This window comes from Mesorhizobium sp. M0139, from assembly GCF_040322455.1.
Lineage (GTDB): Bacteria > Pseudomonadota > Alphaproteobacteria > Rhizobiales > Rhizobiaceae > Mesorhizobium.
Genome location: NZ_JAMYTN010000008.1, coordinates 105,152 through 130,035, shown reverse-complemented (window position 1 = coordinate 130,035; position 24,884 = coordinate 105,152). Strand labels below are relative to the sequence as shown.

General features: G+C 65.0%; 25 protein-coding genes. 8 read left to right on the top strand and 17 right to left on the bottom strand.

Annotated elements, in window-relative coordinates:
- Window positions 1-3: 3 nt before the first annotated feature.
- Window positions 4-1,323, top strand: coding sequence for an HlyD family type I secretion periplasmic adaptor subunit (locus NKJ58_RS15715; protein ID WP_023707582.1), 1,320 nt, complete (start codon window positions 4-6; stop codon window positions 1,321-1,323).
- Here NKJ58_RS15715 and NKJ58_RS15710 read toward each other — a convergent pair.
- The 3 genes from NKJ58_RS15710 to NKJ58_RS15700 all read right to left on the bottom strand — a co-directional run bounded on the left by NKJ58_RS15710 (window position 1,310) and on the right by NKJ58_RS15700 (window position 2,966).
- The gene (locus tag NKJ58_RS15710; protein ID WP_023707583.1) at window positions 1,310-1,624 is read right to left on the bottom strand and encodes a type II toxin-antitoxin system RelE/ParE family toxin; all 315 of its coding nucleotides are present in this window, start codon (window positions 1,622-1,624) and stop codon (window positions 1,310-1,312) included. The genes NKJ58_RS15715 and NKJ58_RS15710 overlap by 14 nt on opposite strands.
- Window positions 1,621-1,902, bottom strand: a complete 282-nt coding sequence (locus NKJ58_RS15705) for a type II toxin-antitoxin system ParD family antitoxin (RefSeq protein ID WP_023707584.1) — start codon at window positions 1,900-1,902, stop codon at window positions 1,621-1,623. The genes NKJ58_RS15710 and NKJ58_RS15705 overlap by 4 nt, the downstream gene beginning before the upstream one ends.
- A gap of 68 nt (window positions 1,903-1,970) precedes the next feature.
- Entirely contained in the window at window positions 1,971-2,966 is a 996-nt protein-coding gene (locus NKJ58_RS15700; protein ID WP_023707585.1) for a GlxA family transcriptional regulator, read from the bottom strand.
- A gap of 278 nt (window positions 2,967-3,244) precedes the next feature.
- Between NKJ58_RS15700 and NKJ58_RS15695 the strand changes: the two genes are divergently transcribed.
- The 4 genes from NKJ58_RS15695 (at window position 3,245) to NKJ58_RS15680 (ending at window position 6,733) form a co-directional block, all read left to right on the top strand.
- Window positions 3,245-4,393, top strand: coding sequence for an amidohydrolase (locus NKJ58_RS15695; protein ID WP_023733569.1), 1,149 nt, complete (start codon window positions 3,245-3,247; stop codon window positions 4,391-4,393).
- A gap of 88 nt (window positions 4,394-4,481) precedes the next feature.
- Window positions 4,482-4,841 carry a hypothetical protein gene (locus tag NKJ58_RS15690; protein WP_023691921.1) on the top strand — a complete coding sequence of 120 codons (360 nt, stop codon included), beginning with the start codon at window positions 4,482-4,484 and terminating at the stop codon, window positions 4,839-4,841.
- A 105-nt stretch (window positions 4,842-4,946) separates the two neighbouring features.
- Window positions 4,947-5,822 (top strand): alpha-1,2-fucosyltransferase, encoded by an 876-nt coding sequence (locus NKJ58_RS15685; protein ID WP_023686531.1) that lies wholly within the window; start codon window positions 4,947-4,949, stop codon window positions 5,820-5,822.
- Entirely contained in the window at window positions 5,819-6,733 is a 915-nt protein-coding gene (locus tag NKJ58_RS15680) for a glycosyltransferase family protein (protein WP_023733568.1), read from the top strand. The genes NKJ58_RS15685 and NKJ58_RS15680 overlap by 4 nt, the downstream gene beginning before the upstream one ends.
- Here the strand turns inward: NKJ58_RS15680 and NKJ58_RS15675 are convergent.
- The 3 genes from NKJ58_RS15675 to NKJ58_RS15665 are packed head-to-tail and all read right to left on the bottom strand — an operon-like array spanning window position 6,717 to window position 8,609.
- Entirely contained in the window at window positions 6,717-7,418 is a 702-nt protein-coding gene (locus tag NKJ58_RS15675) for a cytochrome P450 (protein ID WP_352853433.1), read from the bottom strand. The two genes, NKJ58_RS15680 and NKJ58_RS15675, sit on opposite strands and share 17 nt — an antisense overlap.
- 8 nt (window positions 7,419-7,426) lie before the next feature.
- On the bottom strand, window positions 7,427-7,927 hold the full coding sequence (locus tag NKJ58_RS15670) for a hypothetical protein (protein WP_352853432.1): 501 nt from the start codon (window positions 7,925-7,927) through the stop codon (window positions 7,427-7,429).
- A 13-nt stretch (window positions 7,928-7,940) separates the two neighbouring features.
- A complete protein-coding gene (locus tag NKJ58_RS15665; RefSeq protein ID WP_031199642.1) occupies window positions 7,941-8,609 on the bottom strand; it encodes a GNAT family N-acetyltransferase in 669 nt (222 codons plus the stop codon).
- Between the two features lie 198 nt (window positions 8,610-8,807).
- Between NKJ58_RS15665 and NKJ58_RS15660 the strand changes: the two genes are divergently transcribed.
- Window positions 8,808-9,800, top strand: a complete 993-nt coding sequence (locus NKJ58_RS15660) for a hypothetical protein (protein ID WP_023710848.1) — start codon at window positions 8,808-8,810, stop codon at window positions 9,798-9,800.
- 160 nt (window positions 9,801-9,960) lie between these two features.
- Window positions 9,961-10,401, top strand: a complete 441-nt coding sequence (locus NKJ58_RS15655) for a lipid-binding SYLF domain-containing protein (protein ID WP_023686526.1) — start codon at window positions 9,961-9,963, stop codon at window positions 10,399-10,401.
- A gap of 354 nt (window positions 10,402-10,755) precedes the next feature.
- On the opposite strand, the gene NKJ58_RS15650 is transcribed toward NKJ58_RS15655, so the two are convergent.
- The 8 genes from NKJ58_RS15650 to NKJ58_RS15615 form a co-directional block, all read right to left on the bottom strand.
- Window positions 10,756-11,736, bottom strand: coding sequence for an ABC transporter permease (locus NKJ58_RS15650; protein WP_023669687.1), 981 nt, complete (start codon window positions 11,734-11,736; stop codon window positions 10,756-10,758).
- A gap of 262 nt (window positions 11,737-11,998) precedes the next feature.
- Complete coding sequence (locus tag NKJ58_RS15645) at window positions 11,999-12,970, bottom strand: ABC transporter permease (RefSeq protein WP_023669686.1); 972 nt, start codon at window positions 12,968-12,970, stop codon at window positions 11,999-12,001.
- Window positions 12,967-14,517 carry a sugar ABC transporter ATP-binding protein gene (locus NKJ58_RS15640; RefSeq protein ID WP_352518429.1) on the bottom strand — a complete coding sequence of 517 codons (1,551 nt, stop codon included), beginning with the start codon at window positions 14,515-14,517 and terminating at the stop codon, window positions 12,967-12,969. Before NKJ58_RS15640 ends, NKJ58_RS15645 begins: the two co-directional genes overlap by 4 nt.
- Window positions 14,518-14,785: 268 nt before the next feature.
- A complete protein-coding gene (locus NKJ58_RS15635) occupies window positions 14,786-15,820 on the bottom strand; it encodes an ABC transporter substrate-binding protein (protein WP_023704174.1) in 1,035 nt (344 codons plus the stop codon).
- Window positions 15,821-15,898: 78 nt separating this feature from the next.
- Window positions 15,899-16,813 carry a sugar phosphate isomerase/epimerase family protein gene (locus NKJ58_RS15630; RefSeq protein WP_352518428.1) on the bottom strand — a complete coding sequence of 305 codons (915 nt, stop codon included), beginning with the start codon at window positions 16,811-16,813 and terminating at the stop codon, window positions 15,899-15,901.
- A gap of 21 nt (window positions 16,814-16,834) precedes the next feature.
- The gene (locus NKJ58_RS15625; RefSeq protein ID WP_352518427.1) at window positions 16,835-18,370 is read right to left on the bottom strand and encodes a mannitol dehydrogenase family protein; all 1,536 of its coding nucleotides are present in this window, start codon (window positions 18,368-18,370) and stop codon (window positions 16,835-16,837) included.
- Window positions 18,367-19,149, bottom strand: a complete 783-nt coding sequence (locus NKJ58_RS15620) for an SDR family oxidoreductase (protein ID WP_023744114.1) — start codon at window positions 19,147-19,149, stop codon at window positions 18,367-18,369. Before NKJ58_RS15620 ends, NKJ58_RS15625 begins: the two co-directional genes overlap by 4 nt.
- A gap of 79 nt (window positions 19,150-19,228) precedes the next feature.
- Entirely contained in the window at window positions 19,229-20,116 is an 888-nt protein-coding gene (locus NKJ58_RS15615; RefSeq protein WP_023744115.1) for a MurR/RpiR family transcriptional regulator, read from the bottom strand.
- A 301-nt stretch (window positions 20,117-20,417) separates the two neighbouring features.
- On the opposite strand from NKJ58_RS15615, the gene NKJ58_RS15610 reads away from it, so the two are divergent.
- Window positions 20,418-21,602, top strand: coding sequence for a Gfo/Idh/MocA family protein (locus NKJ58_RS15610; RefSeq protein WP_023737575.1), 1,185 nt, complete (start codon window positions 20,418-20,420; stop codon window positions 21,600-21,602).
- A gap of 6 nt (window positions 21,603-21,608) precedes the next feature.
- Here the strand turns inward: NKJ58_RS15610 and NKJ58_RS15605 are convergent, their stop codons facing one another.
- The 3 genes from NKJ58_RS15605 to NKJ58_RS15595 are packed head-to-tail and all read right to left on the bottom strand — an operon-like array spanning window position 21,609 to window position 24,651.
- Window positions 21,609-22,472 (bottom strand): carbohydrate ABC transporter permease, encoded by an 864-nt coding sequence (locus NKJ58_RS15605; protein WP_031199640.1) that lies wholly within the window; start codon window positions 22,470-22,472, stop codon window positions 21,609-21,611.
- A complete protein-coding gene (locus tag NKJ58_RS15600; RefSeq protein WP_023824600.1) occupies window positions 22,469-23,359 on the bottom strand; it encodes a carbohydrate ABC transporter permease in 891 nt (296 codons plus the stop codon). Before NKJ58_RS15600 ends, NKJ58_RS15605 begins: the two co-directional genes overlap by 4 nt.
- Window positions 23,359-24,651: an ABC transporter substrate-binding protein gene (locus NKJ58_RS15595; RefSeq protein WP_352518426.1), complete on the bottom strand. Its 1,293-nt coding sequence runs from the start codon at window positions 24,649-24,651 to the stop codon at window positions 23,359-23,361. Before NKJ58_RS15595 ends, NKJ58_RS15600 begins: the two co-directional genes overlap by 1 nt.
- Window positions 24,652-24,884: the final 233 nt, after the last annotated feature.

The following is a 24,884-nucleotide window of genomic DNA, read 5'->3' as shown; positions in this document are numbered from 1 at the left end:
ACGATGATGCAGCAGAGCCTCGCCTTCGAAGGTCGACCGCGCACCGACTTCCGCCGCATGGCCGTCGTCGGCTACGTGGCCATAGCGCTCTTCGTCGGCTGCTTCGGCTATTGGGCGGCGAACGCGCCGCTCTCCGGCGCGGTGATCACCTCCGGCACGATCTCGGCGACGGGCGGCAACATCCTCATCCAGCACCCCGAGGGCGGCATCATCGAGCAGTTGCTGGTGCATGAAGGCGACCGCGTGCAACAAGGCGAACCGCTGGTCCTGCTCGACCGCAGGGCGGCTCAGACCGACCTCAACCGGCTGACCAGACAGACGATCGCGCTCAGGGCAAGTGCCGCGCGACTTGAGGCCGAGCGCGACGGATCGGACAGGCTGGCGCCGATCGCCGAAGCAGCACCCGCGCCGTTCCAGCGCGATTTCGACAATCTGGTGCACGAACAGCAGAAGGAGTTCGAGGCCAGGCTCGCCCGGTTCCGCTCCGAGCAGTCGATCCTGGCGCAGCGCGTCGCCATGCATCGTGAGTCGGCGCTGGGACTGGAGGCGCAGAAACTCGCCATCCAGCAACAGGCCGAGATCGTGAAGAAGGAACTCGGCATCAAGACCGGCCTGCTCGACAAGGGTCTCACCAACCGCAGCGAATATTCGCAGCTTCTGCGCAGCGAGGCCGATCTGGTCGGCCAGGCCGGCGCGCTGGAGGCGGATATCGCAGCGACCAAGACGCAGATCGTCGAAGCCCAGGCGCAGGTCGAGCGCGCGACCACGCAGCGCGTCGAGGACGCGCTGACCAAGCTCGACGAGGTTCGCACCAGCCTGGCCGACATCGGCGAACAGATCACCGCAGCCGAGGCGGTGCTGGGGCGCACGACGATCAAGGCGCCGGCAGCCGGCATCGTGGTATCCTCGATCTACAACTCCAAAGGCAGCGTGATTGCGCCGGGGCAGAAGATCATGGAGATCCTGCCGACCGCGTCGGGCCTCATCGTCGACGCGAAGCTGCGGCCGAAAGACGTGGACCTGGTTCGCGTCGGCCAGCCGGCGAAGCTCAGGCTGTCCGCCCTGAACGCGCGCCTCACCCCTGAGGTCCCGGCTACGGTGACGCAAATTTCCGCCGACCGGCTGATCGATGAAACCACGCATGAGGCGTATTTCCGCGCCAGGCTGAAGATCACCGACACGCTGCCGCAGGGCGTGAAAGCCGAGCAGCTTTACCCGGGAACGCCGGTCGAGGCGTTTATCAGCACCGGCGACCGAACCTTCCTCGAATATCTGGCGCGGCCGATGCTGGACTCGTTCGCGCGGGCGTTCACGGAGCGATAGGCGCCAACTCGTCCTCCCAGTTGACGCCGCCGTAGAACACCCTGAGAATCACCACCTGGTCGCCTTCTACGGTGAAGGCCACAGTCAGGCGGCGCTCGAAGCCAACGATGCAAAGCCCCGGCCGCACATCATCCCTTAGGGTTCCGCGTTCCGAGGCATAGTCGAGACCCAGGCAAAATCGCTCGATCCGCTCGATGTAGCGAAGGGCGGTGAGGTTGCCGGATGCGTGAGCGACCGTATCGTATATCCATAACAGGTCCGTCTGGGCTTCCGGCAAAAGGACAACATGCCGGCGCTTCACACGTTCCCCTTGAGGCGAGCTGCGTGATGTGCGCGAATGCTTTCAAAAGACTTGTCGGCCGGGATGGCCTGGGAGGGGTCTGCCTTCCACCTATCATAGGTCGGCGCGACCTCCTCACGCAGCCAGCGCTCCACAGCGGCGTCGCGTTCCTGCAATGCGCGAAGACCGGCGCGGATCACTTCACTGCTGGTCGCGTATGTGCCGGACCGAACGAGCTGGTCGATGAAAGCAGCCTGCTCGGCCGGCAGGCTGAAGGTGCGTTTTTCGGTGGCGGACATGGATCCCTCCTATCAGGTTGGTATGATATTATCATACCAACGGCGAGATCGCACGCCCCAATATAGGCTTAGGGACCGCTCCCCTTGCCGTCGGCAAAGACACCGGACATTCGGTTCGGATGCCTGAGATGGGTCGGCGTGATACCGGTCTGATGGCGGAAGACACGGCTGAAATGGCCGGCATTGGGAAAACCGCAGCGGTAGGCGATGTCGCCGATTGCCAAGTCGCTCCCCTCCAGCAGCGACTTGGCCTGATGTACGCGCAGCGCAAGATAGGCGGCCATCGGGCCGATGCCGAGCTCGGCGCAGAACAGCCGCTCAAGCTGGCGCCGGGATAAATGCAACCGGCCCGCGATCTCGGCGACCGACAGCGTCTCCTGGAGATTGCTTTCCATCAGAAGCAGCGCCCGTTTCACCGCTCGGCTCGACGCGGCCGGAAAGAGATCGCCGACGGGCTGCACATCCAGGCTCGAGCGGATGCGGTCGAGCACGAGGATCTTGGCGGCTTTTTCCGCAGCCTTGCGGCCGATGAACTGCGACACGAAATGGCCGGCAAGGTCGGCCGCACCCGTGCCGCCGGCGCAGGTCGAGCGGCCCCTATCGACGGAAAACAGGCTGTCGGCATGGGCGTTCACGTCAGGGAATTGGCTGCGGAAATCCTTGATATGGAACCAGCTGACGGCGGCACTGTAGCCATCGAGCAGGCCGTAGCGCGCGAGCACGAAGCTGCCGGTGCAGAGTGCCGTCAGCGGCACGCACTTTTCGGCCGCCCGCAACAGGAAGGCCTCCTTTTCGGAGCTGAGGCTGCGGTTGGTGTCGAGCAGACCGCCGACCACGACGACATTATCGAACTCCTGCGGATTGCCGATCGCCTTGGTCGGCAGCAACTCGACACCGCAACTCGCGCGGATCGGCAGGCCACGCTCGCCGACGATCTCCCAGTCGAACTCGATCCGGCGGCTGCGGTCGCCTTCATCGCCGGCCAGCCGCAGCGTGTCGATGAACAGCGACAGCGGCGACAGCGTGAAGTCGCGAACCAAGAGAAACGCAAACCGCCTGGCCATTGTTGCTCCGAAACGTTCCTTCGGGTGGATGGAAGCAAAGATGTCGCACAGGCGAGCACGCGGCGCTTTTCAGGAGAAGCCACCGGATGTCGGAGATGAGATCGACGGCCTCAGTGCGGAGCTGGAAATTCTCTGGGTTGTGTGGTGGTCATGGGATGTCGTCATCTACGCTCACACAAGACAGGCAGATGGACCAGTGGAATTGATCAGCATGGCACGGCGTGAGAAAAACCCTATCGTGTTTGTGTAACCTGCAGCACCAAAGCGGAGCCCAAGCCATGACCCTCACCAATCGCGATATCATCGAGCTGACGGCATGGCGCCGCAAGCTGCACCAAAACCCGGAAATCTCCAACGAGGAAGAACAGACCGCCAAGGAAGTCGTCAGCTTCCTCGCCGATACAGGGCCGGACAAGGTACTGACCGGCCTCGGCGGTCATGGCGTGGCGGCGGTCTATGACAGCGGCCAGGCGGGACCGACGGTGCTGTTCCGCTCGGAGATCGATGCGCTGCCGATCGAGGAGCTTTCGGGCGTCGAGCATGCCTCGCAGGTGCCGGGAAAATCGCATATGTGCGGCCATGACGGCCACACCGCGATCCTGGCCGCACTTGGCCGTCAGCTCGGACGAGAACGGCCGGCGCGCGGCCGCGTCGTCTTGATGTTCCAGCCGGCGGAGGAGACCGGCAATGGTGCCGCCGGCGTCGTCGCCGATCCACGCTTTGGCGAGATCGCGCCGGACTTCGCCTTCTCGCTGCACAATCTGCCGGGCGTGCCGTTCGGCGAGGTGCGGCTCAAGCCCGGCGTGGTCAACTGCGCCTCGCGCGGCATCCGCATCGTGCTGGAGGGCAAGACCGCGCATTCCTCCATGCCCGAAACCGGCGTGTCGCCGATGCCGGCGATCAGCCAGCTGATGCCGACGCTTCCGGCACTGGGGCGCGGTACCTTTGCCGACGATGATTTCAGCATGGTCACCGTCACCCATGCGACGATGGGCGAGGCCGTGTTCGGCATCGCGCCCGGCTACGCCGAGGTGTGGGCGACGCTGCGTACAAGGCGCGACGAGCGCATGGCGGAACTGGTCGCGGCGGCGGAAGCGTTGGCCACCAGGATCGCGGCCGAGCACCACCTTTCCGTGCGCTGCGACTATCACGAGATCTTCGTCGCCAGCGTCAACGCTCCAGACGCGGTGGAACATCTCAACCGCGCGCTGGACGAAGAGGGCGTCGCGCGCAGCGAGGAAGCCCTGCCGATGCGCGCTTCGGAAGATTTTGGCATCTTCGGCCACAAGGCGAAGTCGGCGATGTTCTTCCTCGGCGCGGGCGAGCGCACCCCGTCATTGCACAATCCCGATTATGATTTTCCCGACGATCTGATCCCGATCGGTTCGAAGATCTTCATGCGCACGGCGCGCAACCTGCTGGGGTGAGCGGCCCTGCAAAATCCGCATCCTGAAGCTGCCTTTTTCCCGCTGGAATCGTCTTGTAGTCGCCTCCTACATTAGGAGGGGCTTGCGGATGAGAATTGCAATGGTCGTCGCGTTGACTGCGACAGTGGCAGGGTGCGTATCGTCTCCGGTCCAGTATGGAGCCTCGCTCTCGACCCAAGACCCGAAATGGGCGACGCCGGAATGCCAGCAGGCCCGCACCGATGCCATGAATTACGACGCGCGCGAGAAGGAGCATCCGGGATGGGCCGCCGGCGTCGTGCTGGGGCCCTACAGCATGGGCCTCGTGGCGGCCATCAAGGAGAACGAGCAGAAGCAGCGAAGGCTGCTCGCACGCGAGGTGCATTTGCAGTGCTCAAGCCTGCCCTTGCCGAGGGATCTGGACTTCGATCCAAAGATCTACGCGCCAAAGCCGACGCATTACCCCTGAGGGTGGCTTGCCGGCGGCGATCATGATGCGCCCTTGGCGTCAGAGGCCAGTCGACCGGCCCGCGCAGCTCGGGTAACAATGACCGTCTTTGGCGAAAGGGGTCCAATGCGGCAAGTGCCCATCGTGATGCAGCCGTTTGGCGGCATGGCGAACAAGATGTTCCAGTACATGTTTTGCCATGTGCTGGCGAAGCGTATCCCCGGTGGCTATGTCTGCGACGCCGACCTGCCGGAATGGTCCATTGCCAGGGTGCGGCCGCCTTTGTTGTGGAAATACCGGCTGCTTCGGGTCGACGGCTATCACCGCTACGACCTCGACGGGATCATAGCCGCGTTCCGCGACAGGCGGGCGCGGAGCATCCGCTTCAAGGGCTTCGCGCAGCGGCTGGGTTATTATGACCGGGACGAGGTCTCCGGGCTGTTCGACGGGCGTGCCGTCGCAGCGCCGACCCATGGCGACGATTTTCTCGTCATCCATGTGCGGGCCGGCGACATCCTCGACGGCTTCCACCGCAACTATTGCCCGATGCCATTCGGCTTCTTCGAGACGCTCATCAAGGATAGCGGCCGCAAGCCGGTCTTCGTCGGCCAGACCCATGACGACAACGATTATTGCCGGCGCCTGCGTCAGCGTTTTCCCGATGCTGTCTTCGCGCCGAAGGCGTCGCCATTGACCGATTTCGAGACGCTGCGCCGGGCGAGCCATCTCGTCACGGGGGTGAGCAGCTTCTCCTGGCTGGCCGGTTGGTTGTCTTCGGCGCGGACGATCCATCTGCCGGTGGCCGGCATATTCGACCGGTGCATCAGGCCGGATATCGACCTGCTGCCCCTTGACGACCCACGCTATCGGTTCCACCAGTTCGACATGGGCGACTGGACGGGCTCTTCGGAGCAGCTTGCGGCATTTTATGGCGATGCGATCCCGTTCCGGCAGGTCGAGCCTCAAGCAGCAGCGGGTGGCGCGGGGAAAGCGTTGCGATGAGAATTCCGTTTTCCGTCAACAGGCCGGTGATCTGCGCGATCATGAAGCTGGAGCAGCCCTATGTGATCGAGTGGGTCGCCTGGCACAAGCTGCATGGCTTCGACCTGATGATCGCCGACAACTGCAGCGCCGGACCGCAGACGGCGGTGCTCCAGGCGTTGCGCGATGCCGGCTGGATTCGGCTGGTCGACTGGCGACACGACACGGTGCTGCCGCAGCGGCGGGCCTATTCCTATCTTTACTGGCAGGCATTGCTCCACGGCTATCGCTATCTGGGCTTCATGGACGCCGACGAGTTCCTCGAGCCGCTCGACGCGCCGCCCTGGAGCGGAGCCGAACTGGTCCGCTCGCTTTTTAGCCGCCCGGGCGTGCGCAGCGTCGCCTTTCGCTGGGTGAATTTCGGCAGCGACGGCAAAGAGGCCTATGACGACGAACTGGTGACGGTGCGGTTTCAAAGGCGCGGCACGCATGACGCCCCGACCGCGCGCTGGAAGAAGTCGTTTGCCCGCGTGTCCTCGGTGCTGCGCAAGGCGCTGCGGGATCCCGGGCAGTTCATGCCGCACCCGCACGGTTTCCGCATCTCGCTGCGCAGGACGCTGGTCGACGGCATGACGCTCGACAAGCACCCGGCGGCCATGCCGATGGAATGGAAGATCGGCTGGATCCGCCACTATGCCGTGAAATCGAGGCAGGAACTGGCCGACAAGCATGCCCGCGGCGGCGGCTTCACGCCGTCGAGCGAGGCGCCGTCGCTGGACGAGTACCGGGTATCGAGAGATCAGAACGATATTCTCGATCCGCTCGACGATGCGACGGTGGGCGCCTTGCGGGCAAAGGTTTCGGAAATCGTCAGGTCGCTCGACCCGGCGGTCATCCCCCAGACGCGGCCGCTTTTCACGCAGCGGGGTTGAGGATCAGCGGCGCGGTAGCCATGCCGTGAAACGACATCGAGGCGCGGCGCTCGGCATTTGCGGCATCGAGCCGCCATCCGGGCGCACGGGTGAACAGGGCTTCTATCATCGCCGCGATCTCGATACGGGCGACATGCTGCCCGAGGCAGACATGCAGGCCGGTGCCGAAGGTCATCGACATGGTTGGCGGGCGCGTGAGGTCCAGCCGGTCGCCATCGGCGAAGACGGCATCGTCGCGATTGCCGCTGCCGAGCACCGGCACGACCGCTTCGCCAGCCGCAATCCTGACGTCGCCGAGGTCGATGTCCTGCGCCGCGATGCGGGCGACGGCGTATTGCACCGAGGCGCCATAGCGCAGCAGTTCGGCCGCCGCGCTGCTCCAGTCGACAGCGCCGCGCTCGAGCAGCGCGCGCTGTTCGGGAAAGCGATCCAGCGCAACAATTGCGTTGCCGAGAGCGTCGACGACAGTCTCCTGTCCGGCAAACAGCATGAAGACGATGTTGGCCACCATGTCCTCGCGCGACCAGCGGCCTTGCGCAACCTCCCGCACCATGCCGGCAACCATTCCGTCCGGCCGGTAGGCCTGTCGAGCCAGCCGCTCCTCGACAAAAGCCTGGCATTCGCGATAGGCCTCGGCGCTTGCTGCCGGCGGCTGCGCTCTTCGCAGGTCGAATGCGCTGGCCATGCGGCGGGTCACCGATTTAACGCCCAAGGGTCCTCGATCTCGATGCCGAGGATTTCCTGCAGCAGCCAGAAGGACACCGGCACGGCGAGCCCGGCGACGGCGTCGACGCGGCCACCCGCCAGCGCACGCTCGACCAGCTCGTGGCTCAGCGCGCGAAGACCTTGCGTCAGCGCTTCGATGGCCGGCCGTGAGAAAAAGCCAGCGACCGGCCGGCGCAAGGCGCCATGCTGAGGCGGATCGGCGAGCAGCACCGAGCGGCTGAGCAGAGCCATGGGCGCATGGTCGACGAGCTTGCGGCGGACCTCTTCATATGTACCCGGCGGCGCCTGAAGAAGAGCGGGATGCTTCAGCGCGCCCGACACCAGCTCATGGCTGAACACATAATGCGCGTCGGCCAGTTCGGGATAGGGCGCGACGCCGCGCGCAATGCCGCCGGCGGCACGCATGCGGGCGAAATGCGGAAACGGGTCGTCGCCGAGCGCGAACGGATCGAAATGCGGAGCTGTCATGACGGCTCGAATCTCATGCCTTGAGATTCTTGGCTGAAATGACCCTGAAGCCGCCTGACGTGGCGTCCTGCGGGAAGAAGTCCGGCATGACGTAGAGGAACTCGCATCCGTAGACGCGGTAGTGCATGCGCAGCAGCGGATCGCGGATGATCTCTTCCAGCGGCGGTCTTGTGCCGGTCTGGTTCCAGCGGTCGATGGTGGCGCGGAACCGCGCATCGGCCTTGACATGATCATACTCGTCGCCCGAGGAGCCGGCATAGGACGAGCAGCGGCCATCGCCGATCAGCCAGCTGGCGCCCAGGCGGCGGCCGTGGCTCTCCATCTCCTTCAAGAGCCGCACCGCCGTGTTGGTGCCGCGATGGCTCGGCCGGACGCAGAGATTGTAGGCGTAAAGCGCGTAAACCGGCTCGCTGCGCGGCAGCGATGCATAGGCATCGAAATTCCTGGGGAAATCGGCGCGCACCAGCGGATCCTGGCTGGTCTCGGCAAAGCAGATGGTGCCGGCAAGCAGATCGCCATCGATCGCGCCGAACATGGTGTGTCCGAGTGCCAGCCGGTGGCGGATGGTCGTTTCGCTCGCCTGCAGCGGGGCTGCCCAGGCGGCAGCCTCAAGCTCCATCAGCAACGGCATGTCTTCCAGCTCTAACCGGCGGATGGGTATCGCAACATCGTCTAAATTCATGTGTCGGCTGCCTCGACTTCTAACGCGTTGATGGCGCATGGCAGTTTCTTGCCAATGCGGTTTGCAGCTTCACGGAAACGTCAACCTGTTCTATCTCCTGTTTGACGCATGCCGGATCGAGAACCATTTCACGGCTTTCACAAGCCTGTCTAATCATCATGGTTCCCCTTTGCAATTACATACGGACAACGGAAGCGCATGATATTTTACGTCGCGCATCGGGAGCACGCCTACACGCAGGCGGTGGTGCTTCTGTATCACCGGACTGACCTGGAGGCGTGGTTCCGGCTGGTGCGCTACGAGGATGCCGGGCTGCTGCGCGGCGTTCGCGCCGGGGTGGTCATCTGGTCCGACATGGACCGGCTGACATCGGACGAATTGAGCCGCGCGGCCGGCATCAGCGCCGAACTGGCTGACAACACCGGCCTGACGCAGCTCAATCACCCGACCGCCAGCCTGCAGCGCTTCGACCTGCTGCGCCTGCTTCACGCCGACGGCAGCAACGCTTTTCGTGTGTTCAGGCCGGACGAGTTGGAAGAGCCGATACGCTATCCCGTTTTCATCCGCGACGAGACGGGCGCACTCTACAGGGAGCCGCCGCTGCTGCACGACCGGCCGGCGCTGGACGCCGCGATCGCCCGGCTGGACGGTAGCGATCTAGTGCGGCCGATGGTGGTGGAGATGATCGGCACCCCCGGAATGGACGGTTATTTCAGGAAGTACGCGGCGTTTCGGGTCGGCGATACGATCTACGGCCAGCATTGCGCCATGTCGAAATCGTGGTTCGTCAAGAATTCGCCCGAGCAATTGCTGCCGGCGCATATCGAAGAAATCAGGACCTATATCGATACGAATCCTGACGCCAATGCGGTCATGCGGGTCTTCGAAAAAGCCCATATGCAGTATGGACGCATCGACTACACATTCGTCGACGGCAGGCTGGTGGTGTTCGAGATCAACAGCAACCCCACCGTGCTCAGCGACCCGCCGACGCCGTTCGCCAGCTATGACCCCAAGCCCTTTGCCGATCTTCAGGCCGACGCGCTGCTCGCGCTGCCGCAGGCTACCGAGGCGGACTCGCTGGCTGCAATCGACACCGCCCACCAGTCGGCGCTGGCCAAGTTGCGGCGCCATTACCAGATGAGGCGGCTGAAGTTAATGCTGCGAAAAGTGCTCAGGAAGAGAAAATAGGCGCCGCCTCCTCCGCAACCCGAAAGTACACCACGTCACGTTTCGTCGGATCTTGTCACAGCCTGCCTGGAACCAAATCACGGGCTAGATTGTTCAAGTTGGTTACGAATTCGACGCCGCCTGCCGGCTGGGCAAGCGGCGCACTTGAGGAGCTCCCACCATGACCATCTCGTCCAGCTTTCGTTCGCTTGCGGTTGCGGCCATCACAACTGTGTCCGTCAGCGCTGCCAGCGCCGCGCATGCCGATAGCGGCACGATCCGCTTTGCCGTCTACAAGGCGGCCTTCTTCGTCGGCGGTTCCGGCGGCGAGGGGACGCTGACCTTCCACGGCCGCTCCTATCCCATCACGATCGGCGGCGTTTCGGGCGGCTTCGCCTTCGGGGTTTCCAAGACCTATTTCCGGGGCACCGTGCGCCATATCCGCAGGGTGCGGGATGCGACCGGCGTTTATGGCGCGGCCGGCGGTGGCGGCGCGCTCGGCAAGGGGGCGCAGGTGATCGTCATGACCAACGACAAGGGCGCCCAGCTCGAGCTTACCGGCCGGCAGGTGGGCCTGCAGGTGAATGCGGATCTGAGCGGGATGGCGATTTCGTTGAAGTAAGGGGCGTTGCGTCTGGGTGGGCAAGGTCGCCCAGGATGGTGGCAATCAGTAGGTCGGTCCCCCACTCCGTCTCGGCTTCGCCGAGCCACCTCTACCCCCACTTTCGTGGGGGAGAGGAAACGCTAATTTTGGAAGTCGCGGCTTCAAAGGCTTAGGTTCTGCCTCAAGAAAAACTTGGATTTCCTTCCTATGAAAGCTTGGCATTTCCTCTCCCCCACGGACGTGGGGGTAGAGGTGGCTCGGCGAAGCCGAGACGGAGTGGGGGCTGGCGCTGCCGTAGGCGATAGCCTTGCGCTTCTGACGGGTAAGCCTGGCTTGCAGCGCCGGACCGGCGGCACTACTGCCGCCAGCCCCCTACCGCTCCTCCACAATCCGCAAATACGCCGCCGTCACGAACAGCACGATCAGCCCGAACAAGATCCGCCGTGCCCCCTCCGGCATCTGCAGGATGGTCAGCAGTGTTGTCAGCACGGTCAGGATCAGGGCGCCGATGATGGTGCCGGTGTAGCCGCCGCGGCCGCCGAAGATGGAGGTGCCGCCGATGACGGCGGCGGCGACCGAGGGCAGCACCAGCGGTTCGGCGAGCGACAGCGAGGGGGCCTTGATCAAGCCGATATAGAGCAGGCCGGTGATGCCGGCGAGCGCGCTGGAGGTGACGTAGAGCGCGGTGATGACCTGCCAGTATTGCACGCCCGACAGGCGGGTCGCGCGCTCATTGTCGCCGACGGCGTAGAGCAGGCGGCCGAAGCCGGTCCGGGCGAGCGTGAAGACGATGAGGGCGGCGAGCGGCACGAACAAAAGCAGCGCGTTGGGGAAGCCCCATGTCACGCCGGTGCCGAGCCAAGCCAAGAAGTCGGGGATTTTTGCGCCCGACGCGATCACCGTGCGCTGGTAGACCTGCAGGCAGCCGGTGCCGATCAGGCTGGTGCCCAGCGTCATGATCAGCGGGTGGACGCGGAAGACACCGACGCCGATGCCGTTGACGAGGCCGATCAGCACCGCCGGCATCATCGCCAGCAGGAACGCCACCGCCGGGTCCTGGTTGACCACTTGCGTCGCCATGATGAAGGCGCTCATCGTTGCCACCGTGCCGACCGACAGGTCGATGCCGCCGGTCAGCATGGTCATGGTCTGGCATCCCGCGAGGATCGCCAGCGGGATGGCGAATTTGATGGTGTTGGCGATCCAGCGCTCGTTGACGATGCCGGGGCGCAGGACCTGCAGGATTATAACCAGGATGGCGAGCAGGACGATCAGCGGGATGAGCGGGCGATCGGCCATGAAGCGCTTTATGCGGCGGCCGAAGGGGACCGGGGTGATGGCGGTGGTGCTCATGGGGCGGCTCTTGCTCGCGATGAGGTTTGCAAGGTGCGGCAAGTTGGCGAGGACAGTGCTCTACGGCGCCCCCCTCTGGCCTGCCGGCCATCTCCCCCACTTGTGGGGAGATTGGCAGCTTCAGCGCCTCGCTCATTCGTGCAAGGTTGGAGATTGGCGAAGGTCGTCGCGACATCCAATCTCCCCCCTTGTGGGGGAGATGTCCGGCAGGACAGAGGGGGGCGCGAAGGAACGCCGACGTCTCTCTGCGACAGCACACCCATCATTGCCGCCCCCGCATCGTGATAAACGCCCCGAACATCACCACCGCCACCATGATCAGCCCCTCGATGATGGCGGTGACATTCGGGTCGATGGCAAGCAGCGTCAAATCCGTGCGCACCAGGCGCAACACGAAGACGGCGACGATCGGGCCGAGCAGGCCGCCCTTGCCGCCGCCGAGCGCGACGCCGCCCAGCACCACGGCGGCGACGCTGGCGAGCAGATAGGGGCCGGGGATGGGGGCGCCGATGCCGGTGCTCATGGTCAGCGCCAGGCCGCCAAAGGCGGCGAACAGGCCGGACAGCGCATAGGCGATGATGCGAGTGCGCTTGACCGGCACGCCGGAGCGGAACGCCGCCAGTTCGCTAGAGCCGATGGCGTAGATGGAGAGGCCGAGGCGCGAGCGCCGCAGCGGTATCCAGATGACGCAGAGGCACACGATCAGCACCAGCAGCGCCTTGGGCAGCCAGGCGTCTATGGCGTCGGGCAGGCCGGGGATCGGTACGGTGCCAGAGATCAGCGCCTTCAGCCATTCGGCGATGCCGCCGCCCGGCGCGTCGAGTACCAGCAGGGCTGCACCCTGCAGCACGAACAGCATGGCCAGCGTCACGACAATGTCGGGCACGCGGGTGACGACGATGAGCAGGCCGTTGAGTGCGCCGAGCACGAAACCCATGGCCAGCACGAAGGGCACCACGAACAGCGCGTATTCCTCGCTCGCGCCATTCATCATCGACGCCGCGGTGACGCTGGTCAGCGCCATCATGGCGGCGACCGACAGGTCAATGCCGCCGGCGATGACGACGACGGTCTGCGCGGCGACTGCGAAGGCATAGGGCAGAACGGCTCGGGCGAGCGAGCCGAAATCATTGCTGCCATAGGCCGGCTGGATGATCCTGGTGGCGATGAACAGGACGATGAGCAGGGCGAACAGGCCGACGACCCAGCCTTGGCGGCGCAGGAAATGGCTCATGGCGCGGCCTCCGGCGAAGCCGAAGTGTTCGCGGTCGGATCAGCCAATATGCCGATATCGGCCTTGGCGCCGCGCGGCAGGCCGTAGGCGGCGCGCATCAGCGCCGGCTCGTCGGCCTCCTCGACCGGAAAAATGTCGACGAGGCGGCCGCCGAAGATGACGATGACACGGTCGCAGACGCGCTGCACCTCTTCCAGTTCGGAGGTGTAGAACAGCACCGACTTGCCGTTGCCGGCGAGTTCGCGCAGCAGCTTATAGATCTCCTGCTTGGTGCCGACATCGATGCCGCGCGTCGGGTCGAAGCACAGGATGGTGCGGGCATCCGCCGCGATCCAGCGGGCGATGGTCACCTTCTGCTGATTGCCCCCGGACAGGCGCTGCACTTCGCCCTGGGCGCGGGTGTCGATCTGCAGCCGCTCGATGGCGCTGAGCACGGTCGCGCGCTCGCGGCGCATGTTGATCGGCCCCCAGTTGCGCAGCGCGGCACTGAAGGGCAGGGCGATGTTTTCACGGACCGAGCGCTGCATGGCGAGCGCCTCGGAGCGGTCGCCCGGCACATAGGCAATGCCGGCGCGGATGGCGTCGATCGGGTGGGCGAATTTCACTGGCTGGCCATCGACTTCGATCGTGCCGCCGGAGGGCCGGATCGAGCCGGCAAGGGCGGCGAACAATTCGTCCTGGCCCTGGCCTTCGAGCGCCACGACGCCGGCGACTTCGCCGTCGGCGAGATCGAAGGAGACGTCGCTGAGCTTGGCGCCGACGCGGAGATTGCGCACGGAGATGCGCGGCCGGGCAGCTGCGGGCGCGGCCTTCTCGGCGGCGCTGCGGGCGGCGACATGAGTTTTCACGATGCGGGTGCCGAGCATCAGCTCGACGATCTTTTCCTCGACTCCGGGTACGATGTCGACGACACCGACGGTCTCGCCGTCGCGCAGCACGGTGGCGCGGTCGCACAGTGCGGAGATTTCGACGAAGCGGTGCGAGATGAAGATCACGGCGCGACCGGCATCGCCCTGGCGGCGCACCACTTCCAGCACTTTTTCGGCGAGGTTGGCGGGCAGGGCCGCCGTCATCTCGTCGAGCAGCAGCACGTCCGGCTCGACGGCGAGCGCCCGCGCCAGGTCGAGCACGCGCAGCACGGCCAGCGGGATGTCGCGCGCGGTGTCGCGCAGATCGAGGTCGGCAATGCCGAGCTCGCGCACCCAGGCGCGGAACGGCTCGACCGGCGTGCCGGTGAGCCTGAGGTTGGAGAGAACGTCGAGATCGGGGATCAGCGACGGTTCCTGGTAGACGGGCAGCAGCCCGGCGCGGCGCGCGGCGGCCGGCGAGCGAATGTCGCGCGCCTCACCGCGAATCAGGATGCGCCCGGAGTTCGCTGGAATGGCGCCGGTCAGGATTTTCACCAGCGTCGACTTGCCGGCGCCGTTGGCGCCCATCAGCGCGTGGACCTCGCCCGGCAGCACGGAGAGCGACGCGTTGCGAAGTGCTGCAACCGCGCCGTAGTTCTTGGCGACGCCGGTGGCGTCGAGGAGGGGGCTGGTGGTCAAATCGATGTCCGCATCAGAAATTCTCTTGCTGGCGCTCTACGGCGCCCCCCTCTGTCCTGCCGGACATCTCCCCCAAAAGGGGGGAGATTGGCAGTTCCGGCGCCGCCCCTCGTCTTGCGACGTAGAAAATTAGCGAAAGCCGAGATGACAGCCAATCTCCCCACCTGTGGGGGAGATGTCCGGCAGGACAGAGGGGGGCGCCGCAGAGCGCTAGTCTGTGTGGCGGGGACGGCCGTGCGCCGTCCTCGCCAGTTCACTCAAACCAGGCTTACTCCCCCGGCCCCTTGCAGGCCACGATCTGCTCTTTCGTGTAGGTCGTCCACTCAGGGATCGAGATCGAGACCGGCCATTCCGGGCTGAGCGACGGGTCGGCGGCTGCCTTCAGCTTGGCCTTGCCTTCGTCGGTGGCGTTGTCCCACAGCTGCGGGTCGACCAGCACGGTCTGCTGCGCCGGCTTCTTGCCGTCGAGGATCTGCAGCGCCAGCGTCACGCCCGCGCCGCCGATCGAGCCGGGGTTGGTGACGGCTGCACCGACGAGACCTTTCACCGAGCTCAGCTGGCCGACGAAGCCGGCATTGTCGGCGCCGACCACCGGCACCAGCGGCGCCTGCGATTCGACCAGCGCGTCGACGATGACGTTGTCGATGCCCGACGTCCACACGCCGTTGAAGGGCGTGCCGGTGGCCAGGAACGACAGCATCTGCTGCTTGGCCTGATCCTGCTGCCAGCCGGTGAAGACTTCCTGCGCCACCTTCACGCCGGGGTTTTCGGCCAGCGCCTTCTTGAAGCCTTTGTCGCGATCGCTATCGGCCGAGGCGCCGGCGGCGCCGCGCATGTAGAACACTTCGCCCTTGCCGCCCATCTGCTGGAACAGCCATTTGGCGCCGAGATAGGCATACTGTTCCTGGTTGTTGGAGATGATGTAGGCCGACGGTTCGGTCACCGCCTGGTCGACGGCAACGACGACGATGCCGGCCTTGGTGGCTTCTTCCAAGCCCGCCTTGATGCCGGCGGGATCAGCGGGGTTGACGACGATGGCGTCGACCTTGGCGCTGATCAGATTGCGGATGTCTTCGAGCTGGCCGGCGGCATCGGTGTTGCGGTGGGCGATGTTGAGCTTCGTCACTTCGCCCGAAGCCAGCGCCTGCGCCTTCATGGCGCAGACCATTTCCTCGCGCCAGCCATTGCCCTGCACGGTGTTGGAAATGCCGATCGTATATTTGGCTTCGGCCGACGACACGCCCATCGATGCCAGCAAGGCAGCGCCCGCAAGCAACGGGACCATGGTCAGTATTTTCTTCATGTCAGTACTCCTCCACATTGTTGTTTTTCGTCTCAGGGCCAGACCCTTCGGCAGGATCGGACCAAGTCATTCACCTCGTCATTTGACGAAGGGGCGCAGCACGTCGCGGGCGAGCAGGAAGCCCCGCTTCACCGCATCGTCGTTGCCTTCAAACCGCCTGTCCTCATGTTCGATGATGACCGAGCCGTCATAGCCGGCGCGGTAGAGGCCGGAGAAGAAGCCGCTCCAGTCGACATCGCCCAATCCCGGCATGCGCGGCACCTGCCAGCCTATCCCGGCGGAAAGAATCCCGCGCTCATACAAACCATCATGATCGATCATCAAATCCTTGGCGTGGACATGCAGCATGTAGGGGCCGAACTCCTTGATGAAGCGGCCCTGGTCGATCATTTGCCAGACCAGGTGCGAGGGGTCGAAATTCATGCCGACCTCGCCGCCCCAGGTTTCGAGGATGCGCCGCCAGACCAGCGGCGAATAGGCGATGTTGTGCCCGCCCGGCCATTCGTCATAGCTGAAGATCATCGGGCAGTTCTCGAAGGCGAGTTTTACCCCGTGGCCGCGCGCATAGGCGACGGTCTCGGGCCAAACTTTCAGCGCGTCCTGCCAGTTGACGTCGACGGTCTTCGAGGCATCGCCACCGCAGAAGGTGTTGACCACCGGCACACCCATATTGGCGGCCAGCACGATGACCTTCTTCAGATGGCCGATGACGGCCTCGCGATGGGCAGGGTCCGGATGCAACGGGTTGGGATAGTAGCCGAGGCCGGAGACCGTCAGCTTCTTCTCCGTCAGCGAAGCGACGATCTCCTTGGCCTGCGCGGGCGAGGTGGAAGCGGCATCGATATGGCTGGTGCCGGCATAGCGTCGCGTCGCGCCGGATGTCTTCGGCCAGCAGGCGATTTCCAGCGCCTCGAAGCCGGCCGAGTGCGCCCAGTCGGCGACCTCGCCAAGCGGCGTCTCCGCAAACGGTGCTGTAAGCACTCCAAGTTTCATTCTGCCTCCCTAGACCGACGACTATAATGCCGATTGTTTGGATCGCTTCAACCTCGCGACCTCATCTTGTTCGAGACTGTGCCGGACAGCCGCCATCGGATCGTCCGACAGCAGGTCGCCCAGCGCCGATATCACGGCCGCGCGGAACGTATCGTCTGCGGCAAGGCCGGGGCCGAATATCCCGTCGATGGCAAGGATGGCGGACACCAGCGCGCTGGCATCGCGACCGGTCGCATCGGCGATCGCGGCGACCTTGCCGGCATAGGGATCCGACACCGGCCAGCGTTTGCCGAAGCGTGCGGAAGCATGGATGAGATAGGCCATCCAGCCGGCGACCGGCACCGACAGCAGGCCTATGCTCTGGCCCATTGCGAGCCGGTCGCGGATCGGGTTGAGCAGGCGCTGGACGATCTTCTGCGAACCGTCGGTTGCGACCTGGTGGTTGCGGTGGCGGATCGCGGTGTTCTTCAGCCGGGCAAGGCTCTGCTCGACATAGGCGAGCGGCAGGATGCCCGGCACCGGCATCAGCGTCGGCACAGTCTCTTCGACCAGCATGCGCCTGATGAAGTCCGACAGCAGCGGGTCGGCCATGGCATCCGATGTGTGCTCGAGACCAGCCAGAACGCCGAGCGTGGCGAGTGCCGTCTGGGCGCCATTCAGCACCCGCATCTTGAGATGCTCAAACGGCGTGACGTCGTCGACAAAGGTGGCGCCGACCAGATCCCAGCGCGGCATGCGGCCGGCGAATTTTTCCTCGATCACCCATTGCCGGAACGGCTCACCGACAGCGACAGCGCCATCGCGGTAGCCGAACCAATTTTCGACGCTGTCGAGATCGTCCTGCGTCACCGCCGGCGCAATGCGGTCGACCATGGCCGAGGGGAATGCGACGTTGGCCGCGATCCAATCGGCCAGCCCATTGCCGCGCGGTTCGGCAAAGCTGCGCACGACGTTGCCGAGGATGACGCCATTGGCCGGAATGTTGTCGCAGGACAGCAGCGTCAGCGGCCGCCCATGCGTGGCCCGGCGCTGCTCCAGCGCCCGCACCAACAGGCCGGGCACGCTGCGCGGCGTCTCGGGGTTGGCGAGGTCATGGACGATATCAGGGTGGCCGAGGTCGAGTTCGCCGCTGGACGGGACGTGGCAATAGCCTTTTTCCGTCACCGTCATCGTCACCAGTTCGATATCAGGTGAAATCAGCACGCCGAGCGCCGGTGCGGCACTGTCCTGGCTGTCGACCACCCGGACGATGCTGCCGATGACGCGCGCCTCGATGTGGCTGTTTTCGCGGATCAGCCTTGTGTAGAGCCCGCTCTGTCGTCCCAGCGTGTCGGCAAGGCTGGGCGGACGGATGTTGATGCCGACGATGCCCCAGCGGTCGAAGCGCAGCGAGATGAGATCGTCGGTGTATTCGGCCTGATGGCAGCGGTGGAAGGCGCCGACGCCGAGATGCGCCATGCCGGGCGCCAGCATCGTGCGGTCGTAGGACGGTGTCTGGACCGAAGCCGGCAAGCGATCGAGCAGCGCCGGCCCAAGCGTTTCGGTGGAAGCGCTCACCGGTTCGCTCCGATCACCGCCTGCTCCTGGTCGATGACCGCGCCGGTCATCGGGCCGGCGGCGTCGGAGAGCAGGAAGACGGCGAGGCTGGCGATGTCGTTCGGGGTCAGCAGCCGCCCGAAAGGCTGCGCGGCATTGGCCTTGTCGAGCCAGCCGGGGCCGTTGCCCAATGTCTCCGCCTGCATGATGCGTTCGGCCGGCGTGTCGGTCCAGCCGACATTGATGCCGTTGACGCGGATGCGGTCGAAGCGGTGGGCGTTGGCGGCGTTCCTGGTCAGCGTCGCCAGCGCGCCCTTGGTGGCGGAATAGACGGCAAGCTCCGGCGAGCCGCAATGGGCATTGATCGACAGAATGTTGAGAATGGCGCCACCTTGGCCGCGCTGCTTCATGTCGGCAATCGCCGCCTGCATCAGGAAGAACGGCGCGCGCGCATTGACGGCAAACAGCGCCGCCCAATCGTCGAGGCTGGCGTCGAGGAAAGAGGCGCGATCGGTCAGGCCGGCGGCGTTGACCAGCGCATCGATGCGGCCGAAGCGCTCGATGCAGGCCTGCGCCAGAAGGGTGGGGGCGTCAGGATCGGCAAGGTCGGCGGCGACGAAGATGGTCGGCGTGCCCAATTGCGAAAGCTCGGCCGCCACGGCCTCGCCACGCGCCCTCTCGCGCCCGGTGACCAACAGCCCGGCGGCACCGGAACGTGCCAGCGTCTCGGCAATGGCGCGGCCAATGCCTTGCGTCGACCCGGTGACCAGAGCCACCTTGCCGTCAAGCCGGATCTCCATTCCTCCTCCCGGGAATAAAGTTTCTATTTTGAGAAATATGGAACGGCAATTCCCGATAGTCAATTGGACCAGTGACGCCTCATTCGCCGCGCAGCGTCGCCACGCCATGGACCAGCGCCATCCCAACGGCGAGCGAGGCCGCCAGTGAGCGGAAGCCGGCAAAGTCGGATTCCACCACTTCCAGCCAGCTGTCCGAGAGCGGGGTCAGCGGGCTGAAGGTGCTGTCGGTGACGGTGACGATACGCGCCTTGCGCTCATGCGCCACCGCGACGAGATCGGGCGTGATCGAATTGTAGGGGCTGAAGGAGACAGCGAGCACGGCATCCCGGCCGCCGATGCAGCCGATCTGGTCGAGTGCGGAGGAGCCGACATTGTCGACCAGCACGTTGCGCACGCCCTGCTGCGAGAGCGTCAGCGAGAGATAGGCGGTGACGGGAAAGGCGCGCTTGGAGCCGATGACATAGATCAACTCGGCCGCTGCCAGCAGCGCCACCATCTTGTCGAAACTCTCGACATCGAAGCCGGCCTCGATGCGGCCAAGCGAGGCCTGCGATGCGCCGACCATGCCGTGCAGGAAATGCAGATTCGGCTCGGTCTCAGTGCGCGGCTCGCCGCGCCCTTCCGGCCATGAGCCCTTGATGTGCTCCTTGAACAGGCCCTGGAAATCGGAAAAGCCGGAATAGCCGAAGATCTGGGCAAAGCGCACCAGAGTCGAGGGCTGCACGCCGGCCTGTGCCGCAACCTGCGCGATGGTGCCGAGCGCGACGTCGCTCGGATGCTGCCACAGGAAGATTGCCACCTGGCGCAGCCGCTTGGGGAAATGCACCGTGCCCGACGACAGCACGGCGCGCAGCTCCTCGTAGGTCTGCGGCTGGATATAGCCGAGTGCTGCCAGGGAGCGCCCGCGCTTGCGCGTCGCCGCCTCGTCGGTGCTGGACCGTCCGGATGCCTTGCTTGCCCCAGTCATGATTTCAGGCTAGCGCGATACGATCGTTTTACAATATGAAAATTGGAAATCATGTTCGAAAGTGTGACTGATGCGAGCGGTCAAAAGCAGCGCTCTACGGCGCCCCCCTCTGTCCTGCCGGACATCTCCCCCACGGGTGGGGAGATTGGCAGTTTCGCCTTCGGCGCCCTCTTGCGACGTCTGAGATTGGCGAAGGCCGCTGTGGTGCCTGATCTCCCCCCTCGTGGGGGAGATGTCCGGTAGGACAGAGGGGGGCGGGACAGAACTCGACGACGGCAAAACTGTCTTCCCAGGAGGAAACATGGTCTACGCAACATCGGACGGATCGGCGGGCAAGCGGCTGCGGGTCGGCATGGTCGGCGGCGGCCGCAACGCTTTCATCGGCGCGGTGCATCGGCTCGCCATGCGCCTCGACGACCAGATCGTGCTGGTCGCCGGCGCGCTGTCGTCGGACCCGGAAAACGCCGCCGCATCGGCCGCCGTGATCGGCATCGCGCCCGAGCGCAGCTATGCCGATTATCGCGCCATGGCACGAGCCGAAGCGGCGCGGCCGGACGGCATCGAGGCGGTGGTCATCGTCACGCCCAACCATCTGCACGCGCCGATCGCCACGGCCTTTCTCGAGGCCGGCATCGACGTGATCTGCGACAAGCCGCTGTCGACGACGCTGGCCGACGCAGAAGCATTGGTGGCGCTGGCGCGGGAGAAAAAGCGACGCTTCGTCGTCACGCTCAACAACACCGGCTACGCCATGGTCCGCCAGGCGCGCGAGATGGTGGCGGCGGGCGCGCTTGGCCGCATCGTGTCCGTGCATGGCGCCTACATCCAGGACTGGCTGACCAAGCCGATCGACGCCGAGGGCCAGAAGCAGGCGGAGTGGCGCACCGATCCGGCGCGCGCCGGGCAGTCGGCGGTGCTGGCCGATATCGGCGTGCATGCCTTCAACCTGGCAAGCTATATCTCCGGCTGTGAGGCCGAGGCGGTGTCGGCCGATCTGTTCACCGCCGTCCCCAGACGCCGGCTCGACGACAATGCGCATGTGCTGGTGCACTGGACGGGCGGGGCGCGCGGCACGATCCTCGCCAGCCAGACCTCGCCCGGCCACTACAATGATCTCTCGGTGCGCATCTATGGCGACAAAGCCGGGCTCGAATGGTCGGGCGGCCGGCCGGAAGAACTGCGCTTCTCCATCTACGGCGAGGAGACCCGCACGCTGGTGCGCGGCGGCCATGGCTCGACCACTGAGAGCCAGCGCGTGTCGCGCATGCCGGCGGCGCATCCGGAGGGATATATCGAGGCCTTCGCCAATTTCTACCGCGACGCCGCCGACATCATTCGCGCGCACCGTTCGGGCGGGTCGGTTGATCCGGCGCGCGCGGCACAGGTGCCCGATGTCGTCGATGGCGCGCGCGGGGTGAAGTTTGTGGCGGCGGCGGTGGAGTCGAATGCTGCGGGTGGGGCTTGGACGGCGGCACGGTTCGGGTGAGGCGAGCTATCCCTTGATGGCCGAGCCGACGATGGAATCGACGAAGAAGCGCTGCAGGAAGACGAACAGGATAAGCGGCGGCAGCACGGCCAGCGTCGCGCCGGCCATCACCAGGCCGGTGTTGACCGCACCTCTGTTGTAGCTGAGCAGGCGGCTCAGGCTGATGACGATCGGATAGGCGTCGGCATTGCCCTGCAGCACGGTCAGCGGCCAGAGATAGCTGTTCCAGTGGTAGACGAAGGCGAAGAGGGCCAGAGCCGCGATTGCGGGAGCGACGCTCGGCGCCACGATCTTGTAGAGGATCAAGAACTCCGAGGCGCCGTCCATGCGCGCGGCGTCGATCAGGTCGTCGGGCACGCCGGAGATGAACTGGCGCATCAGGAAGATGCCGAAGGCGTTGGCGAGATTGGGCACGATGATGCCGGCGAGGCTGGCGTTGAGGCCGATCGAGCCGACCAGGCGATAGAGCGGGATCAACGTCACGATCGGCGGCAGGAACATGGTGGCGATCAGCACAGAAAACAGCAGCGACTTGGCGGGGAAGTGGTATTTGGCGAATGCGTAGCCGGCCATCATGCTGGTCAGCAGGATGCCGGCGGTGGTGATCGAGGCGATGACCAGAGAATTCCACATCGAGCGGCCGACATTGACCACGCCCGACACCTTCTCATAGGCGTCGAGGCTCGGCGTAAGGGGGATCCATACCGGCGGCACCTGCATGCTCTCGGCCGGCGTCTTGAGGCTCGACAGCACCATCCACACCAGCGGGAAGGCCGAGGCAACGGCGACCAGCAGCATCAGCGTCGCCAGCAGCGCCTTGTGGCCGGACGGGCGCCGGCGCGACAGCCGGCTCGACGATCCCGCGCTCATTCGTCGTTCTTCCGGTTGGCGAAGGCAAACAGCGCGCAGACGACGACAATCAGCGACAGCATCAGCATGACCGCCATGGCCGAACCCAGTCCACCCTGCGCACGCTCGATGCCGACGCGGCGGATGTGGTAGGTGAGCACATTGGTCGAGCCGACCGGCCCGCCCTGCGTGATCAGGGCAACCGGCTCGAACACCTGCACAGCGTTGATGATGGCGATGACGGCGCTGAACAGCAGCGTGCGCCGTATCAGCGGCAGGGTGATGAAGCGGAACTGCTCGAAACGGTTGGCGCCGTCGAGCTTTGCTGCTTCATACAGGCTGCCGGGGATTTGCGTCAGTCCGGCGATCGCCAGCACGGTGAAATAGCCGACCTGCTGCCAGACATTGAGGAAGACGATCGAGATCAGCGCCGTGCGCGGCGACGACAGGAAAGGCTGCGGGCCGATGCCGATAAGGCCGAGCATCTGGTTGAGAGGGCCTTCGCTCGGCGAATAGAGTTTCGACCACACCAGCGCGACAGCGATCATCGGCACCATGTAGGTGGCAAACAGCACCGTGCGCAGCGCCGTGTCGCCGGCGACGTCGCGCTGGTAAACCATCAGGCCGAAGGCCACCGACAGAGGCAGGATGAGGACGACGGAGAGCGCGGTGTAGACGGCTGTGTTGACGAGCGCGGCCTTGAAATCGCGGCCGACCGAGGAGACCCCAAAAATCTCGCGGAAATTGTCGAGGCCGACGAAGCCGGCGCTGGAAAACGGTGTCTGCGTCGACCAGTCCTGGAACGACAGCCAGACGGTGAGCAGCATCGGCAACAGGACGAAGATGCCGATCAGCGTCACGGCGGGCGCCAGCATGATGCCCGCCGAGGCACGGTACCTCTGAATCATTATTTGGCGGCGCGCTCCAGGATCGAAATGGCGTCGGCCTGCGCCGTCGCCTGCGCATCCTTGGCTGAGACCTGGCCATACTGCAACGCCTCGAGCGTCTGCTGCAGCGATTCCGAGAATTCCTGGCCGCCGGGCACGACAGGGAACGGCTTGGCATCGGTGAGCACGCTGACATAGCCGGAGAGGAATTCCGAGCCGAGCTTGTCCTTGTGCGCCTCGATGTCGGAGAGGCGTGAGGGCAGGATGCCCATCGACAACAGGATATCCGACATCGCGGAAGCGCCGTTCTTGCCGGACTTTGGATTGTTCAGCCAGGCGAGGAAGTCCCACGCCGCCTTCTGCTCGGCGGCACCTGCATTGGCGTTGACCACGGTCATCCAGGAGTAGGATATCGAATGCGGCTTGTCGCCGCTCGGGCCGACGGGAATCGGCGCCGTTGCAATGTCGGCGAACTTGTCGCCCATGCCGGCCTTCAGCGCGCTCTCCCACCAATTGGCCATGATGATCATGCCGGTCTTGCCGGAGACGAAATTGTCGAGGAAGGGGCCGGTGGTGTTGGCGTCGGCTGTCGCCATCGAAGGCACGCTGGCGCCCGACTTGATCAGGTCTTCATAGAGCTGGAAAGTCTCGGTGGCCTGCGGGCTGTCCAGCACCGGCTTGCCGTCCTTGACCAGGTCGCCGCCATTGGAGACCAGCAGCGAGGCGAAGGGGTGGACGACGCCGGCGGCCCAGGAATTGATCATGCCGAACCCTTGCCGTCCCGCATCCTTGTTGGTCAGCTTCTTGGCCGCGTCCTTGAACTCGTCCCAGGTCTTGGGTGGCGCCGCGATGCCGGCCTGCTTGAACAGCGCCTTGTTATAGTTCAGCGCATAGACGTCGATTTCGTTGGGGATGCCGTAGAGCGTGCCGCCGACCGAGGCGGCGCTGGTGACGCCCGCCGGCCAGGCGGCCTTGACCTCGCTGGCCACCGCATCGGGAGCGGGCGCGACCAGCTTGTCGCGCGCCAGTTCCGGCAACCAGAGATCGTAGATGCCGCCGATCGTCGGACCGTCCGCGCCGCCGCCTTGCGAGCGCAGCGTGGTCAGGAGGTCGCCGAAGGGGACGGCGCGCACGGTGACGCTGACATCCGGATTGGTCTTGGCATAATCCTTGGCCGCCGCTTCCAGCAGCGCGACCGTCTCCGGCGACCAGTGGGTGAGATAGGAGATGTTGACCGATTGCGCCCAGGCCGTGGCGGGCAGGATGGCGAGGCCTGCGGCCAGTGCCAGTTTCGACGTCCAGGCAAACGACATTCCTCATCCTCCCTATCGGTTCACATGAGGTTATGACAAGTCAGCGCGGCGACGCAAGGGCTTGCTGGCGAAAAAGTCTCACATGGTACGGTCACAGATTTCTTTGCGGCGCTGGAATGTGGATATTTATCGTTGGGTAACAAACGGATGCAGGTACTGCAATGTCGTGAGGGGGCCAACGCCGCCATTCCTGAGGCGCAGCAGACCTCTTGCGAATACCGCTATGTCGTTAT

What these genes read in the sequence shown, in the direction of transcription:
- NKJ58_RS15680 (WP_023733568.1), top strand. Translation starts at nt 5,819, where the DNA reads ATGAGAATTCCGTTTTCCGTCAACAGGCCGGTGATCTGCGCGATCATG.
- NKJ58_RS15700 (WP_023707585.1), bottom strand. Translation starts at nt 2,966, where the DNA reads ATGGCCAGGCGGTTTGCGTTTCTCTTGGTTCGCGACTTCACGCTGTCG.
- NKJ58_RS15675 (WP_352853433.1), bottom strand. Translation starts at nt 7,418, where the DNA reads ATGGCCAGCGCATTCGACCTGCGAAGAGCGCAGCCGCCGGCAGCAAGC.
- NKJ58_RS15605 (WP_031199640.1), bottom strand. Translation starts at nt 22,472, where the DNA reads ATGAGCGCGGGATCGTCGAGCCGGCTGTCGCGCCGGCGCCCGTCCGGC.
- NKJ58_RS15660 (WP_023710848.1), top strand. Translation starts at nt 8,808, where the DNA reads ATGATATTTTACGTCGCGCATCGGGAGCACGCCTACACGCAGGCGGTG.
- NKJ58_RS15665 (WP_031199642.1), bottom strand. Translation starts at nt 8,609, where the DNA reads ATGAATTTAGACGATGTTGCGATACCCATCCGCCGGTTAGAGCTGGAA.
- NKJ58_RS15655 (WP_023686526.1), top strand. Translation starts at nt 9,961, where the DNA reads ATGACCATCTCGTCCAGCTTTCGTTCGCTTGCGGTTGCGGCCATCACA.
- NKJ58_RS15600 (WP_023824600.1), bottom strand. Translation starts at nt 23,359, where the DNA reads ATGATTCAGAGGTACCGTGCCTCGGCGGGCATCATGCTGGCGCCCGCC.
- NKJ58_RS15645 (WP_023669686.1), bottom strand. Translation starts at nt 12,970, where the DNA reads ATGAGCCATTTCCTGCGCCGCCAAGGCTGGGTCGTCGGCCTGTTCGCC.
- NKJ58_RS15630 (WP_352518428.1), bottom strand. Translation starts at nt 16,813, where the DNA reads ATGAAACTTGGAGTGCTTACAGCACCGTTTGCGGAGACGCCGCTTGGC.
- NKJ58_RS15715 (WP_023707582.1), top strand. Translation starts at nt 4, where the DNA reads ATGATGCAGCAGAGCCTCGCCTTCGAAGGTCGACCGCGCACCGACTTC.
- NKJ58_RS15695 (WP_023733569.1), top strand. Translation starts at nt 3,245, where the DNA reads ATGACCCTCACCAATCGCGATATCATCGAGCTGACGGCATGGCGCCGC.
- NKJ58_RS15635 (WP_023704174.1), bottom strand. Translation starts at nt 15,820, where the DNA reads ATGAAGAAAATACTGACCATGGTCCCGTTGCTTGCGGGCGCTGCCTTG.
- NKJ58_RS15595 (WP_352518426.1), bottom strand. Translation starts at nt 24,651, where the DNA reads ATGTCGTTTGCCTGGACGTCGAAACTGGCACTGGCCGCAGGCCTCGCC.
- NKJ58_RS15615 (WP_023744115.1), bottom strand. Translation starts at nt 20,116, where the DNA reads ATGACTGGGGCAAGCAAGGCATCCGGACGGTCCAGCACCGACGAGGCG.
- NKJ58_RS15620 (WP_023744114.1), bottom strand. Translation starts at nt 19,149, where the DNA reads ATGGAGATCCGGCTTGACGGCAAGGTGGCTCTGGTCACCGGGTCGACG.
- NKJ58_RS15690 (WP_023691921.1), top strand. Translation starts at nt 4,482, where the DNA reads ATGAGAATTGCAATGGTCGTCGCGTTGACTGCGACAGTGGCAGGGTGC.
- NKJ58_RS15610 (WP_023737575.1), top strand. Translation starts at nt 20,418, where the DNA reads ATGGTCTACGCAACATCGGACGGATCGGCGGGCAAGCGGCTGCGGGTC.
- NKJ58_RS15705 (WP_023707584.1), bottom strand. Translation starts at nt 1,902, where the DNA reads ATGTCCGCCACCGAAAAACGCACCTTCAGCCTGCCGGCCGAGCAGGCT.
- NKJ58_RS15650 (WP_023669687.1), bottom strand. Translation starts at nt 11,736, where the DNA reads ATGAGCACCACCGCCATCACCCCGGTCCCCTTCGGCCGCCGCATAAAG.
- NKJ58_RS15670 (WP_352853432.1), bottom strand. Translation starts at nt 7,927, where the DNA reads ATGACAGCTCCGCATTTCGATCCGTTCGCGCTCGGCGACGACCCGTTT.
- NKJ58_RS15685 (WP_023686531.1), top strand. Translation starts at nt 4,947, where the DNA reads ATGCGGCAAGTGCCCATCGTGATGCAGCCGTTTGGCGGCATGGCGAAC.